At 73.3% G+C, this 13,755-nt stretch carries 11 protein-coding genes; 7 read left to right on the top strand and 4 right to left on the bottom strand.

Annotated features, from left to right (window positions below; translation table 11 throughout):
• Positions 1-67 precede the first annotated feature (67 nt).
• Together Cco03nite_RS31505 and Cco03nite_RS31500 are read left to right on the top strand one after the other, a co-directional pair.
• Positions 68-394 (top strand): Rv1322 family protein, encoded by a 327-nt coding sequence (locus tag Cco03nite_RS31505; protein ID WP_373314373.1) that lies wholly within the window; start codon positions 68-70, stop codon positions 392-394.
• 66 nt (positions 395-460) lie between these two features.
• Positions 461-1,240, top strand: coding sequence for an alpha/beta hydrolase (locus tag Cco03nite_RS31500; RefSeq protein WP_203696878.1), 780 nt, complete (start codon positions 461-463; stop codon positions 1,238-1,240).
• A 178-nt stretch (positions 1,241-1,418) separates the two neighbouring features.
• Here Cco03nite_RS31500 and Cco03nite_RS31495 read toward each other — a convergent pair whose 3' ends face one another.
• The 4 genes from Cco03nite_RS31495 to mce all read right to left on the bottom strand — a co-directional run bounded on the left by Cco03nite_RS31495 (position 1,419) and on the right by mce (position 6,399).
• On the bottom strand, positions 1,419-2,789 hold the full coding sequence (locus tag Cco03nite_RS31495; protein WP_203696876.1) for a coiled-coil domain-containing protein: 1,371 nt from the start codon (positions 2,787-2,789) through the stop codon (positions 1,419-1,421).
• A 78-nt stretch (positions 2,790-2,867) separates the two neighbouring features.
• On the bottom strand, positions 2,868-4,097 hold the full coding sequence (locus tag Cco03nite_RS31490) for a coiled-coil domain-containing protein (protein ID WP_203696874.1): 1,230 nt from the start codon (positions 4,095-4,097) through the stop codon (positions 2,868-2,870).
• 216 nt (positions 4,098-4,313) lie between these two features.
• Positions 4,314-5,684 carry a crotonyl-CoA carboxylase/reductase gene (gene ccrA, locus Cco03nite_RS31485; RefSeq protein ID WP_239167815.1) on the bottom strand — a complete coding sequence of 457 codons (1,371 nt, stop codon included), beginning with the start codon at positions 5,682-5,684 and terminating at the stop codon, positions 4,314-4,316.
• 235 nt (positions 5,685-5,919) lie between these two features.
• On the bottom strand, positions 5,920-6,399 hold the full coding sequence (mce, locus tag Cco03nite_RS31480) for a methylmalonyl-CoA epimerase (RefSeq protein WP_203696873.1): 480 nt from the start codon (positions 6,397-6,399) through the stop codon (positions 5,920-5,922).
• A 65-nt stretch (positions 6,400-6,464) separates the two neighbouring features.
• On the opposite strand from mce, the gene Cco03nite_RS31475 reads away from it, so the two are divergent.
• The 5 genes from Cco03nite_RS31475 to Cco03nite_RS31455 all read left to right on the top strand — a co-directional run bounded on the left by Cco03nite_RS31475 (position 6,465) and on the right by Cco03nite_RS31455 (position 13,745).
• Complete coding sequence (locus Cco03nite_RS31475; RefSeq protein WP_203696871.1) at positions 6,465-7,646, top strand: acetyl-CoA C-acetyltransferase; 1,182 nt, start codon at positions 6,465-6,467, stop codon at positions 7,644-7,646.
• Positions 7,647-7,812: 166 nt separating this feature from the next.
• The gene (gene meaB / locus Cco03nite_RS31470; protein WP_203696869.1) at positions 7,813-8,802 is read left to right on the top strand and encodes a methylmalonyl Co-A mutase-associated GTPase MeaB; all 990 of its coding nucleotides are present in this window, start codon (positions 7,813-7,815) and stop codon (positions 8,800-8,802) included.
• Between the two features lie 244 nt (positions 8,803-9,046).
• Positions 9,047-12,142 carry an FtsX-like permease family protein gene (locus Cco03nite_RS31465; RefSeq protein ID WP_203696861.1) on the top strand — a complete coding sequence of 1,032 codons (3,096 nt, stop codon included), beginning with the start codon at positions 9,047-9,049 and terminating at the stop codon, positions 12,140-12,142.
• Positions 12,139-13,086: an ABC transporter ATP-binding protein gene (locus Cco03nite_RS31460; RefSeq protein WP_203696854.1), complete on the top strand. Its 948-nt coding sequence runs from the start codon at positions 12,139-12,141 to the stop codon at positions 13,084-13,086. Before Cco03nite_RS31465 ends, Cco03nite_RS31460 begins: the two co-directional genes overlap by 4 nt.
• Positions 13,086-13,745 carry an ABC transporter ATP-binding protein gene (locus tag Cco03nite_RS31455; protein WP_203696852.1) on the top strand — a complete coding sequence of 220 codons (660 nt, stop codon included), beginning with the start codon at positions 13,086-13,088 and terminating at the stop codon, positions 13,743-13,745. Before Cco03nite_RS31460 ends, Cco03nite_RS31455 begins: the two co-directional genes overlap by 1 nt.
• Positions 13,746-13,755: the final 10 nt, after the last annotated feature.

Below are 13,755 nucleotides of genomic sequence, written 5' to 3'. Positions count from 1 at the left end.
CCGGGCATATCCCCAACAGTTCACCCAAGATCGTCGAGGTGGGTGGGGTGCGCCGTATCTTGGGGACATGAGTCCGCGTCGTAACAACAAGAAGGATCGGCCTGAGCGCGATCTTGATGAGGCCATGTCCCGGCGCGGGGTGGAGTACGTGCACGACGATCCGGACGGGGAGTTCACCGTCCGGCATCTGAGCGGCGAGCGGTCGGACAAGGTCTACAAGTGCCCGGGGTGCCACCAGGACATCCGGCCGGGGGTGCCGCACGTGGTCGCGTGGCCGTCCCAGGGGTGGGGCGACGCGGGCGACCGCAGGCACTGGCACAGCAGCTGCTGGCAGGGTCGGCACCAGCGCAAACCCAACGTCGAACGGTCCCGGAACGCGCCCCGTTACGGGTGAGCGGGCCGGTGTGATCACCGCGACGTCAGGGGGTAGAGCGGCCCCGTGCGCGGGCAGACTGTAGGCGTGACCGCGATCCGTGCCAATTCGATCCTGCCCGCTCGGCGCCAGGACATCGAACTGCATACCGCCGACGGGTTGAAGCTGGTCGGGGAGCTGGCGCTGCCCGCCGACCGCGACCCGGTCGCGACCCTGATCTGCCTGCATCCGCTGCCCACCCACGGCGGCATGATGGACAGCCACGTGTACCGCAAGGCCGCCTGGCGGCTGCCGGCGCTGGCCGGGATCGCCGTGCTGCGCTTCAACAGCCGCGGCACGTCCAGCGTGCGCGGCACCAGCGAGGGCGTGTTCGACCACGCGGTGGGGGAGCGCTTCGACGTCGCCGCCGCCATCGAGTACGCCGAGTTCCACGAGCTGCCGAACCTGTGGCTGGTCGGCTGGTCCTTCGGCACCGACCTGGCCCTCAAGTACGGCTGCGATCCGGCGATCGCCGGGGCGATCCTGCTGTCCCCGCCACTGCGCTTCGCCAAGCCCGAGGATCTGGCGGTATGGGCGGAGTCGCGCCGCCCGGTGACCGCGCTCGTGCCCGAGCACGACGACTACCTGCGCCCGGCCGAGGCGAAGGAGCGCTTCGCTGCGATCCCGCACGCCGAGGTCGTGGGTGTGCCCGGCGCGAAGCACCTGTGGGTCGGCGACGCCGAGACGGTGCTGGACGAGATCGTCCGCCGCGTCGCCCCCGAGGTCGAGACCCCGCTCCCCAAGGACTGGCCCGGCCCCATGGAGTACGGCGACGCCAGCGCGTACGCCGACCGCACCGTCGCCGCCTTCGCCGACAAGCCCCGCTGATCACGGCTGAGCACAGGTCCACTGCCGGGCGGAGCCGCACGGTCGCGCCGCGTCGCACCCGTCTCGTGATAGACGTTGGCCTATCTCATCGAAAATCCGGCCACCGGAGTCGATGAGATAGGCCAATGTCTATGGAAAGCGGAGCCGCGGCGCGGCGGGACGCGCGACGGCGAACGGCTTAGCGGTTGGCGGCGCCGGCGTCGCTGCTGCTGCCGTCGAGGCTGATGGTGGGCTCGTTGCCGGCGAGCATGATCGTAGGCTCGTCGCCGGCCGGAGACCCGGCCACCTGCGGCTGACCGGGCTGCTGCGCCGGTCCGGCCTGGGCCGGTGAGGCGGGTGCCGGCACTGCGGCCGATGCCGGGGGAGCCACCGGTGCGGGAGGGGCCGGCATCGCGATGGCCTGCGTCGGCTCCTCTGCGGCACGCGGCTCCTCCGCAGAATGCGACGCCTCAGCGGAGCGCGACGCCTCGGCGCGGCGGCGCTCGGCCTCCTCGGCCTCGCGCTGGGCCTTGGCCAGCCGCTCCAGCTCGACGTGCAGCTGCTGCTTCAGCTCAGCCAGCCGGTGCTCGACCTGCGTGATGTCGGCCCGCATCGCCACCAGGCGGGTCTGGCCGTCCTCGTACTGCTGCTTGGCCGTGTCCGCGGCGGCCTGCTCGGCGGCGGCCCGCCCGCGGGCCAGCGCCACCTCCTGCTCGGCCTGGTCGGTGCGCTGGGTCGCCTGGATCTCGACCTCGGCCAGCTTCTGCGCGGCCGCCGCGGTCGCGGCGGCGAGCTGCCGCTCGGCTTCCGCGTTCGCCGCGGCCACCCGCTGCTCGGCTTCGGCCGTGGCGGCCGCGACCCGCTGCTCGGCCTCCGCGGCGGCCGCGGCGAGCTGCTGCTCGGCCTGGGCGCGGCTCTCCGCCGCGTGGCGCTCGGTCTCGGCGCGCGCGGCGGCGATCTCCTTGTCGGCCTGGATGCGCCGCGAGGCGGCCTCTTGCGCCGCGGCGGTGCGGGTGCCCTGCGCCTCCGTCTGGGCGTGGCTGAGCAGCTCGCGTGCCTCGGCGCGCAGGCGCTGCGTCTCCTCGGTCAGCTCGGTGCGGTGCTGCTCCTCGGCCTTGCGCTCCTCGGCGCGGCGGGAGGCCAGCGCCAGATCGAAGTCGCGGGACGCGGTGGCGGCGCGGTCACGGGCGTCGGCGAGCAGCCGCTCGGCCTCGGCGCGCTGGTCGGCGATCTCCTGGGCGGCGCCGTTGCGCAGGTCGTCGGCCTGGTCCTCGGCCAGGGAGAGGATCTGCTCCACTCGCGAGCCCAGGTGCCGGAAGGAGACCCGGGACGGCACGGCGCGGCGGGCGGCGTCGGCGAGCTCCAGCTGGAGCTGCTGCACCTGCCCGGCCAGCGCCTGCAGCTGTGAGATGGCCTGGTCCCGCTCGGCGGCCAGGGTCGCCAGCTCGGACTCGACCTGGACGACGTATCGGTTCACCTGCTTCTTGTCGAACCCCTTGAGGGACGTATCGAAGCTGGGTTCCGATGAGACGCCCTCACCGAGTGCGAACAGATCTCCGCCGTGCGACATGCGGTCCATCCTCACATAAAAGGTCACGCCGCGCCCGACAGGTGCCGGGCGCGGCGTGATCAGATGTGGATCGGGTCGTTATTCGGCCTTCTCGGCCTTCGGCTTCTCCTCGGCGGCAGCCGGGGCCGGTGCACCGACGCCCGGGACGATGCCGGCGAGGCCGGACAGCATCTGGCCGAGCTGCGCGGTGACCGCGTTCTTCTGGCGGGTGAGGTCGTCGACCTCGCGGCGGGCGGCCGTGGTGGTCAGCTCGGCCTCGTTGCGGGCCTCGGACACCAGGCGGTGCGCCTCGGCCTTGGCCTCGTTGACGGCCTTCTCCGCGGCGACGCGGGCCTTCTCGGTCGTCTCGACGGCGGTGCGCTCGGACTCGACCCGGCGCGCCTCGGCACGCTGCTCGATCTCCTTGGCCCGGTCCTCGGCGGCGCGGGCGCGCTCCTCGGCCTCGCCGACCAGCTTCTGCGTGGCGGCCACGGCGGAGGAGTGGCGCTGCGACTCCTCGCGCTCGGACTTCTCGCGGCGCTCGGCCAGCTCCAGCTGCAGGGCCTGCAGGTCCTTGTCGCGCTTGTCCCGGGCGTCGGCCAGCATCTTGGAGGCCTCGGCGCGCTTCTCCTCCGCCTCGCGGGCGGCCTTGGCACGCAGCTGGGTGATCTCCCGCTCGGCGGTGGCGCGCAGCGTCGCGACCTCGCGCTCGACGGTGGCCTTCAGCTCGGCGACCTCGTGCGAGGTGGCGGTGCGCAGCTGCTTGGTCTCGCGGTCGGCGTCGGCGCGCAGCGTGTCGGCCTCGCGGCGGGCCTGCACCCGGACCTCGGCGGCCTCGCGCTCGGCGGCGGTGCGCAGGTTCCCGGCCTCGCGCTCGGCGGTCGCCTTCATGGCGGCGGCCTCGGCGCGCGCCTTGTCGGTGATCTCGCGGGCTTCGAGGCGGGCCGCGGACAGGATGCCCTCGGACTCGCGCTTGGACTCGCCACGGTGGTCGTTGGCCTGCTCCTCGGCGAGGCGCAGGATCTGCTCCACGCGGGTGCCGAGACCGGACAGAGTGGGACGGCTGTTCTCTTCCAGCTGCTTGCTCGTGTCGGTCAGCTTCTGCTCGACCGAGTTGAGGCGCTGCTCAGCCTGGCGCAGACGACGCTGGGCGTCGTTCATGCGCTGCTCGGCCTCCGCGCGTGCCTGCTCCGACTGGGCAAGCTGAGCGTTCAGGCGACCGACAAACGCGTTTACCTGCTCGCGGTCGAAACCGCGCAGGACGACTGTGAAGTCTTGTTGGGTATTCGCGCCTTCGAAGAACGCGACGGAGGAGGGAGGCTGGGACATTGGGACATACTCGCAGATGACCCCGGGTGTCGCGCAAGGGCGTGGGGTCACTTTCGCCCACCGGATGTGGGCCGGAGGGGCCAAAAGTGCCAGTGCTATTCCGGCCGGAAGATCCATAACGGAAGCCAATAGTCAGTATTGCCGGAAATGCCGGAAGGCGGAAGCGCTCCGTTGCGCTTCCGCCTTCCGTGTCCTCGCCCGTGGTGAGCCCCTGGGTCACACTCCGCGGAAGCGGTTGATCGCGGGCAGATGGCGGGCCCGCTTCTCCTGGTCGCGTACGCCCAGACCCTCCTCGGGGGCGAGGCAGAGCACGCCCACCTTGCCCTGGTGCGTGTTGCGGTGCACCTCGTAGGCGGCTTGTCCGGTCTGCTCCAGGGGGAACACCTTCGACAGCGTCGGGTGCACCCGGCCCAGGTCGATCAGGCGGTTGGCCTCCCACGCCTCGCGGTAGTTCGCGAAGTGGCTGCCGATGATGCGCTTGAGCGACATCCACAGGTAGCGGTTGTCGTACTGGTGCTCGTAGCCGCTGGTCGAGGCGCAAGTGACGATGGTGCCGCCCTTCTTGGCGACGTACACGCTGGCACCGAAGGTCTCCCGGCCCGGGTGCTCGAACACGATGTCGGGATCTTGTGGGAACCCAGTCTCGCCGCCGGTCAGCTCCCGGATGCGGGCTCCGAACCGCTTCCACTCGGCAGGGTCCTGGGTGTGCTCATCGGACCAGAACCTGTAGCCCTCGGCCGCGCGGTCGATGATCAGGTCGGCGCCCATGCGGCGGCAGATCTCGGCCTTCTCCGGAGAGGACACCACGCACACCGGGATCGCGCCGCCGTTGAGTGCCATCTGCGTGGCGTACGAGCCGAGGCCGCCGCTCGCGCCCCAGATCAGCACGACGTCGCCCTGCTTCATGTTCGCGCCGTGGTGCGAGACCAGCTGCCGGTACGCGGTGGAGTTGACCAGCCCCGGGCTGGCCGCCTCCTCCCAGGTCAGGTGGGCGGGCTTGGGCATCAGCTGGTTGGCCTTGACGATCGCCAGCTGGGCCAGGCCGCCGAAGTTGGTCTCGAAGCCCCAGATGCGCTGCTGCGGGTCGAGCATGGTGTCGTCGTGGCCGGCCGCGTCCTCCAGCTCGACGTTGAGGCAGTGCGCCACGACCTGGTCGCCGGCCTGCCACTTCGTCACGCCCGCGCCGGTGCGCAGCACCACGCCCGCCGCGTCCGAACCCACCACGTGGTACGGCAGGTCGTGCCGCTTCGTCAGCGCCGACAACCGTCCGTATCGCTTCAGGAACCCGAACGTCGACAACGGCTCGAAAATGGACGTCCACACCGTGTTGTAGTTGACCGCACTGGCCATCACGGCGATCAGCGCCTCGCCCGGACCCAGCTCCGGCACCGGCACTTCCTGCAGGTGGAGAGCCTTACGCGGGTCCTTGTCGCGAGTGGCCAGTCCGTCGAACATGGCGGTCTCGTCCTCGCGTACCACCATTCCCTGGTAGGAGGCGGGCACCGGCACGTCGGCCAGGCTCCGCAGCCGCGCGGCCGGGTCGGCCGCGTTCTCGGCTTCCATGATCACGTCGAGGATGTCTTGCACGGCGCCACCTCCATGGTGAGGGAACTGCGGCGTCCCGCGCTCGCGCTGCGGGCGGTGAGTTCCGGGTCTGCGGGCCATCCTTGGCGGGCCCTCCTGCGGGTCGCCATGTGGTCGGGCACACATGGCGGGTCAGGTGAGCCGGACGTTACTGGTCGGTAGCTTCGGCGGGAACGCTTCTGTGAAAAAGTCCACGCTCGGCTTAACGATCATTCAGCCGCCGTGGCCGCACGGTGGTTCAGTGGCCGTGGCCGGGCTCCACCAGTTCGACAAGCACGCCGCCGGCGTCCTTGGGGTGCACGAAGTTGATCCGCGAGCCGGCGGTGCCGCGCTTGGGGACCTCGTAGAGCAGCCGTACGCCGCGCTCGCGCAGGGCGGCGCAGGTCGCGTCGATGTCGGCGACGGTGTACGCCATCTGCTGGATGCCGGGGCCGCTGCGGTCGAGGAACCTGCCGATGGGGGAGTCGGGGCGCAGCGGCGCGAGCAGCTGCACGGCCCCGCCGTCGGGGCTCGGCCCCACCTGGAGCATCGCCTCGCGGACGCCCTGCTCCTCGTTGGTCTCCGTGTGCACGCAGGTCATCCCGAACGTACCTTCGTAGAAGGCGATGGCGGCGTCGAGATCCGGCACCGCGATGCCCACGTGATCGATGCGCTGCAGACCCACGGACTGTGACGGAATGCCCTGTGATGAGGTCGACAGGGATGCGGGATCGGTCATGCGGTTAGTCTGACCGAACCATCGTTAAGGCGATACGTGAACCAGGCCACTCGGAGGGGTACACCATGACTTCTGTGATCGTGAGCGGAGCGCGCACCCCGATGGGCCGCCTGCTCGGCAACCTGAAGGACCTGTCGGCCACGCAGCTCGGGTCGGTCGCCATCAAGGCCGCCCTGGAGCGCGCCGGGGTCTCCCCCGACCAGGTGCAGTACGTGATCATGGGTCAGGTGCTGCAGGCCGGCGGCGGCCAGATCACCGCCCGCCAGGCGGCCGTGGGGGCCGGCATCCCGATGAGCGTGCCCGCGCTCACCGTGAACAAGGTCTGCCTGTCCGGCCTCGACGCGATCGCGCTGGCCGACCAGCTGATCCGGGCCGGCGAGTTCGACATCGTGGTGGCCGGCGGCATGGAGTCGATGACCAACGCGCCGCACCTGATGATCGGCCAGCGCACCGGCTACAAGTACGGCGACGTCGTGGTCAAGGACCACATGGCCCACGACGGCCTGTCCGACGCCTGGGACAACTGCTCGATGGGCGAGTCGACCGAGCGCCACAACGGCCGCTACGAGATCAGCCGCGAGGAGCAGGACGCCTTCGCCGCCGCGTCGCACCAGCGCGCCGCCGCCGCGATCAAGGACGGCCGCTTCGCCGAGGAGATCGCCCCGGTCACCATCCCGGCCCGCAAGGGCGACCCGATCGTGATCAGCGAGGACGAGGGCGTACGCCCCGACACGACGGTGGAGACGCTGGGCCGGCTGCGCCCGGCGTTCGCCAAGGACGGCACCATCACCGCCGGCTCCTCCTCGCCGATCTCCGACGGCGCGGCCGCGGTCGTGGTCATGCGCAAGGAGAAGGCGCAGGAGCTGGGCCTGACCTGGCTCGCCGAGATCGGCGCGCACGGCAACGTGGCCGGCCCGGACAACTCGCTGCACGCCCAGCCCGCCAACGCCATCAAGCAGGCGCTGGCCAAGGAGGGACTGACCGCCGCCGACCTCGACCTCGTCGAGATCAACGAGGCGTTCGCCGCGGTCGGCATCCAGTCCACCCGTGACCTGGGCATCTCCCCGGAGATCGTGAACGTCAACGGCGGCGCGATCGCGCTGGGCCACCCGATCGGCATGTCCGGCGCCCGCCTGGCCCTGACCCTGGCCCTGGAACTCAAGCGCCGCGGCGGCGGCACCGGCGCGGCCGCCCTCTGCGGCGGCGGCGGCCAGGGCGACGCCCTCATCCTCAAGGTCGCCCCCTGACCCACCACCGCCCGGGGGCGCCGCTCCGCGCCGCCCCCGGCGCACCGCGCCGCCCTCCGTGGCGCAACTCTTGAAGAGTCGCGGCAATCCGGGTGACCGGAAGCCGCGACTCTTCAAGAGTTGAGGCGCACCTGCTGACCCCGTCCCGCCGTTGATTGGTGACTTGATGACCGAGCCGAGCACGCCGTCCCCGTCGCCCGCGCCGCAGCGGTCGGTGGCCGAACTCGTCGCGCGGGCGCGCGAGGGGGAGGCCAGGGCGGTGGCGCGGCTGATCACGCTGGTCGAGTCGGGGGCGGCGGCGCTGCCGGAGATCGCGGCGACGCTGGCGCCCACCGCGGGCGGTGCGATCGTCGTCGGGCTGACCGGGTCGCCGGGTGTGGGCAAGTCGACTACGACCAACGAGCTCGTGCGGGCGTTCCGGGCGGCCGGCAGGCGGGTCGCCGTGCTGGCGATCGACCCGTCGAGCCCGTACACCGGCGGGGCGATCCTCGGCGACCGGATCCGCATGCAGGACCACGCCACCGACCCCGGCGTCTACATCCGGTCCATGTCCAGCCGGGGCCATCTCGGCGGGCTGTCGGCGGCCACCCCGGCGGCGGTACGCGTGCTCGCGGGCGTCGGCTTCGACGTCGTGCTCGTGGAGACGGTCGGGGTGGGGCAGGCCGAGGTCGAGATCGCCTCGCTGGCCGACACCACCCTGGTGCTGCTCGCGCCCGGCATGGGCGACGCGATCCAGGCCGTCAAGGCCGGCATCCTGGAGATCGCCGACATCTTCGTCATCAACAAGGCCGACCGCGACGGCGTCGAGGCCACCCACCGCGACATCCAGGGCATGATCGCCCTCGGCGGCTCGGACCGCGGCCCCGGAGACTGGCGGCCGCGCGTGGTCAAGGCCGTCGCGGCGCGTGCGGAGGGCATCGACGGCATCATCGCCGCGATCGAGGAACACCGCAGCTGGCTGGTCGACACCGACCAGCTGACGGTCCGCCGCCGTCGCCGTGCCGCCGCCGAGATCGAGGCACTGGCCCTGGGCCAGCTGCGCGCCCGCTTCGCCGAGCTGCCGGGCGAGGGGCTCGCCGCGCTCGCCGACAAGGTCGTCGCCGGCTCCCTCGACCCGTACGCCGCAGCCACCCAGCTGCTCGACGAACTGGTCTGACCGGCACCGCGCCGGGCGCGGGTATATGAGGTGTCGGCGACTTTGCTCTGCACCCATTCGCTTGCTCTGCACCCGCCGGCGCAACGGCTGAGCGCCGGTGTCGCTAACGCTCTGTGAGCAGGTGAATCCGCCCGGAGAGCTGCTCGGATGCGGGTTGGCAACGATAGGCGAAGCGGCTTCACGGGTGGACTGACCAATCGCTAAGGTGTCGGGGCACATAGGGCTCTTACGCGTGGAGGCGACGGTGACCGGTTGGTCCGTCATGATGCGGGGCATCCGGCACCGCTCCGGCCGGTCGGCGGTGGTGCTGGCGCTCGCGGCGTTCGCCACCGCCGCGGCGGTGCTCGCCCCGGCATACGGCCGCGCCGCGCAGCAGTCGGTGCTGACCGACGCGCTGAGCGCGGCCCCGGCCACCGCCGCCGCGGTCAGCGTGACCGCCGAGGGCAGCGCGGACACCGCCGAGGCGGCCCACCAGCCGGTCGGTGACACCCAGGCCACGGTCAACGGGGCGCTGGCCAAGGCGCCGCACCTGGCCGCGGTGCTGGACCGGCCCGTCGGCTCGGTCAGCGTCGACACGACCCTGAGCAGCACTCGCACCAACCGCTTCGCGGCCCGGCTGGCCTGGCACCAGGGCGCGTGCGCGCACCTGCGGATCACCGGCGACTGCGCCATCGACGCCGAGCAGGTGCTGCTCAGCGAGCGTGCCGCGGCCGAGGCCGGCGTCGAGGTCGGCGACAAGGTGTCGGTACGCCCCGCGCAGGGCGACGCGGCCGTCCGGTCGTACGAGGTCGTCGGCCTCTACACCCCGCTCGCCCCGGACGAGTCCTACTGGGGCAACAACGGCTACTTCGCGCAGGCCCAGTCGGGTGGCGAGGGCGCGCCGCGCCTGGACGCCGTGTTCACCGGCGCCGAGGACGACGTGCGGCTCGGCGACGCGGTGCCGGTCACGCTGTCCGTGACGTACCCGCTGCGTCCCGGGCAGGTGCGGCTGGACGACGTCACCGCGCTGCGCGACGAGCTGGGCACGCTCGGCCTGGCGCTGAACGGGTTCGAGCTGCAGGTCGAGACGGCGCTCCCGTCGATCGTCGAGGACGCCGCCAAGGACCAGGACGCGCTTGCCCGGACCGTGCCCATCATCGCGGTGCCGCTGGTGCTGCTGGCGTTCGTCGTGCTGCTGTTGCTGGTCGCGGCGCTGACCGAGGAGCGCGGCCCGGAGCTGGCGCTGGCCCGGCTGCGCGGCTACGGCACCGGCGGCACGGTCCGGTTCGGACTGGGTGAGACGCTGCTGCTGATCGTGCTCGGCGCACCGCTGGGCCTGGCGGCCGGGCTGGGCGCCGTCGAGCTGGCCGCGCGCTCGGTGCTCGCCGAGGGCGTACACACCGAGATCCGGTGGCCCGTGCTCGCCGCCGCCGTGGGCGGCCTGCTGATCGCCTGCTTCGCCGCCTGGCTGGCCGCCCGTGCCACGCTCGGCCGCAGCGTGCTCGGCCTGCTGCGGCGCGTGCCGCAGCGCGGCACCTGGCGCGCGGGCGTGCTGGAGGGCGTGGCCGCCGCGCTGGCGATCGCCTCGCTGGCCGCGGCCCTGCGCGACCGTTCGGCTCCGCTGGCGCTGCTGGCCCCGGCGGCGCTGGCCATCGTCGCGGGCGTGCTCGCGGGCCGGCTGCTGAGCCTCTGGTCGCGGGTGCGGCTGGGCCTGGCCCGCCGCCGCGGCCGCCTGCCCGCCATGCTGTCCGCGGCGCAGCTGTCGCGCCGGCCGGGTGCGGCCCGCACCGTCGCGGTGCTCACCGCCGCCGTCGCGCTGCTGACCTTCTCCGCCACCGCCTGGGACGTCGCGGCCGACGCCCGCGCCCAGCGGGCCGACGACGCGGTCGGCGCGCCGACCGTCTACGCCGTCTCCGCCGATCACCCGCAGGCGCTGGTCAAGGCGCTGGCCGCGGCCGATCCGACGAACCGTTCGATGGCCGTGGTGCGCGTCGACGAGCTCTACAACAACCAGCGCGTCGAGCTGCTCGGCGTGCAGTCCGAGCGGCTGCCCGCCGTCGCCATCTGGCGCGACCACGACGCCGCCACGCTGTCGCTGCTCGCGGGCCGGCTGCGTGCCGACGCGCCGCAGGCCGCCGAGGTCGGCGCGCAGCTGACCGCGCGGGCCGCGGTGGGATCGCTCGGCACGACGCCGGCCCGGCTGGGCGCGGTGCTGTCCTCGCCGGGTGAGCCGCCGAGCATCGTCTGGCTGGGCAGGCTGCGGGAGGGCACGCGCAACTACACCGCTGCCACGCCCGCCTGCGCGGGCACGCCATGCCGCCTGGTCGGCCTGGCGGTCGGCCGGGAACCCGGCGAGAGCGGCCCGGTGCAGGCGGAGCTGACCGTGCAGTCGCTCAGCTCCGGCGGGCAGCAGCTGCCGCTGCGCTTCGCGGAGTCGTCGGCGTGGCGCTTCCTGGTCGACCGCACGCCCAACGCGACCGTACGGGTCACCCCCGGCGCGCAGCTCGGCCTCAGCGTGAACTCCGCCGACCAGGGCGACGTGCTCGTCTCCTACCTGGACACCCCAGCGGAGCTGCCCGCGGTGCTGGCCGGCCCCGCACCGAGCAGCGACGACCCGGAGCACTTCGACCTGCCCGCGTTCGCCGAGGCCCCGCAGGGGTTCAGCGTGCTGGAGAAGGCCGCCCTGCTGCCCCGCGCGGGTGAGCGCGGCCTGCTGTTCGACCTCGACCTGGCGACCCGGGCCGCCTCGGTGACGCAGGGTCTGTCCGACGCGAGCGACCTGCGCTACGAGGTGTGGGCCGCGCCGGACGCCCCGGCCGACCTCGCCGCGAAGCTCGCCGGTCTGGGTGTGCAGGTGCTGCGCACCGAGACCGTGCCGGACGAGCTGGCCCGGCTGGGTCGTCGCGCCCCCGCGCTGGGGCTGCGGCTCTACCTGCTGGCCGGTATCGCGGCCGCGCTGCTCGCGCTGGGCGTGCTCATGCTCAGCACCCGGCTGGGCGCCGGCGACCGCCGCGCCGAGCTGGCCGCGCTGCGCGTCACCGGCGTACGCCCCAACGTGCTGCGCCGCAGCCTGCGGCGGGAACGGCTCGCGCTGATCGGCCTGCCGATGGTCGTCGGGCTGCTGGTCGGCGTCGGGGCCGCGGCGCTGATGCTGCCCGGCATCCCGCTGGTCACCGTCGGCACGGCCGGCGCGCCGAACCTGACCGGGGACGTGCTCGGCGCGCTCGTGCCCGGCCTCGCCCTGGACGCGCTGCCGCTGGCGATCGCCGGTGCGCTGCTGGTGCTCGTGCTGGCGGTGGTACGCGGCGGCCGGCTGGTCAAGCGGGCCACCCCCGAACTGATCCGAGGAGGCGGCCGGTGAACGGCACGGTTACCTGTCGCGGCCTGGTCTACATCTACCGGCTCGAAGGGTACGACGTGGTCGCCCTCGGCGGGGTGGACCTGGATATCGCGCCCGGCGAGTCGGTGGCCCTGCTGGGCCCGTCCGGCTCCGGCAAGTCCACGCTGCTCTCGCTGCTGGCCGGGCTGATCCGGCCGGCCGCCGGGCGGGCCACCGTCGGCGAGACCGACCTGGCCAAGGCGTCCGAGGCGGACCTCGCCCGGATGCGCGCCACCGAGGTCGGCGTCGTGCTGCAGGGCGCCGAGCGCAACCTGCTGCCGTACCTGACCGCCGAGCAGAACGTGCGCTTCGCCCAGCGGGCCGCCCGCTCCCACGGCGTCGCCGACCTGCCGGCCCCGCGCGACGTGCTGGCCCTGGTCGGCCTGCTCGGCGTACGCGGCCGGCTGCGCCAGCGCCCGCACGAGCTGACCCCCGGCGAGCGGCAGCGCCTGGCGCTGGCCGTCGCGCTGGCGCACAAGCCGGGGCTGCTGCTCGCCGACGAGCCGACCAGCCAGCTCGACTCCGTCGCCCGCGACGAGGTCATCGCGGCCCTGGAGTCGGTGCGCCGCAACGGCACCACGGTCGTCGTGGTCACCCACGACCCCGAGGTCGGTGCGGGCATGGGCCGCCAGGTCACCATCCGCGACGGGCGGGTCGGTGGCGAGGGCCGGCTCGGCGAGGAGTTCGCCGTGGTCGGCCGGGACGGCTCGGTGCACCTGCCGCCCGACGTGCTGGCCCTGCTCCCGCCGGGCACCAAGCTGCGGGTGCATGCGCGCCCCGACGGCACGGTCCTGCTGGCCCCGGCCCATGCCGCCCAGCCGGGCAGCGCGCTCGTGGCCGCCGACGAGTACGAGCCCGAGGACGACGCGGCGGCGTACTCCCGGCGCGGGCAGATCGTCCCCGACTACAGCCGTGAGGTGGCCTGATGACCCGGATGCTGCTGGCCGACCGCATCACCATGGCGTACGGCAAGGACCGGGCGGTGCTGCGCGACATCAGCGTCGCCGCCCAGCCGGGCCGCATCCTGGCCGTCACGGGCGCGTCGGGCGCGGGCAAGACCACGCTGCTCTGGGCGCTGGCCGGGCTGCTGCGCCCGGTCGAGGGCCAGGTCACCCTCGACGGCACCCCGCTGCGCGACCGCGACCAGGCTGCCGGCCAGGGCATCATCCTGATCCCGCAGCACAACGGGCTCGCCCCGACCCTGACCGCGGCCGAGAACATCCTGGTCGCGCTGGTGTCGGCGGGGGTGCGGGCCGCCGACGCGCGCCGGCTCACCGCCGAGGCGCTGGAGCGGGTCGGCCTGGCCAACCAGGGCGAGCAGCTGGTCGAGGAGCTGTCCGGCGGGCAGCAGCAGCGTACGGCGATCGCCCGCGGCCTGGCCCTGCGCGGCCCGGTGCTGCTGGCCGACGAGGTCACCAGCGAACTCGACGCCGCCAACCGCCAGACCGTGCTGACCCTGCTGCGCGCCGAAGCCGACCGCGGCGCCGCCGTCGTCTTCGCCACCCACGACCCCCAAGCCGCGGCGGCCTGCGACACCGAACTCCACCTCGTCGACGGCCACGCCACCGCCCCCGCCACCCACTGACCCCCTCTTT

This window comes from Catellatospora coxensis (genome assembly GCF_016862635.1).
Lineage (GTDB): Bacteria > Actinomycetota > Actinomycetes > Mycobacteriales > Micromonosporaceae > Catellatospora > Catellatospora coxensis.
Note: the sequence above shows the minus strand (reverse complement) of the source record. Positions and strands in the feature narration are given on the sequence as shown.

Excerpts from the sequence above, each read along its gene's own strand:
- Cco03nite_RS31505 (WP_373314373.1), top strand. The coding sequence starts at position 68 with ATGAGTCCGCGTCGTAACAACAAGAAGGATCGGCCTGAGCGCGATCTT.
- Cco03nite_RS31495 (WP_203696876.1), bottom strand. The coding sequence starts at position 2,789 with ATGTCGCACGGCGGAGATCTGTTCGCACTCGGTGAGGGCGTCTCATCG.
- Cco03nite_RS31490 (WP_203696874.1), bottom strand. The coding sequence starts at position 4,097 with ATGTCCCAGCCTCCCTCCTCCGTCGCGTTCTTCGAAGGCGCGAATACC.
- mce (WP_203696873.1), bottom strand. The coding sequence starts at position 6,399 with ATGACCGATCCCGCATCCCTGTCGACCTCATCACAGGGCATTCCGTCA.
- Cco03nite_RS31475 (WP_203696871.1), top strand. The coding sequence starts at position 6,465 with ATGACTTCTGTGATCGTGAGCGGAGCGCGCACCCCGATGGGCCGCCTG.
- meaB (WP_203696869.1), top strand. The coding sequence starts at position 7,813 with ATGACCGAGCCGAGCACGCCGTCCCCGTCGCCCGCGCCGCAGCGGTCG.
- Cco03nite_RS31455 (WP_203696852.1), top strand. The coding sequence starts at position 13,086 with ATGACCCGGATGCTGCTGGCCGACCGCATCACCATGGCGTACGGCAAG.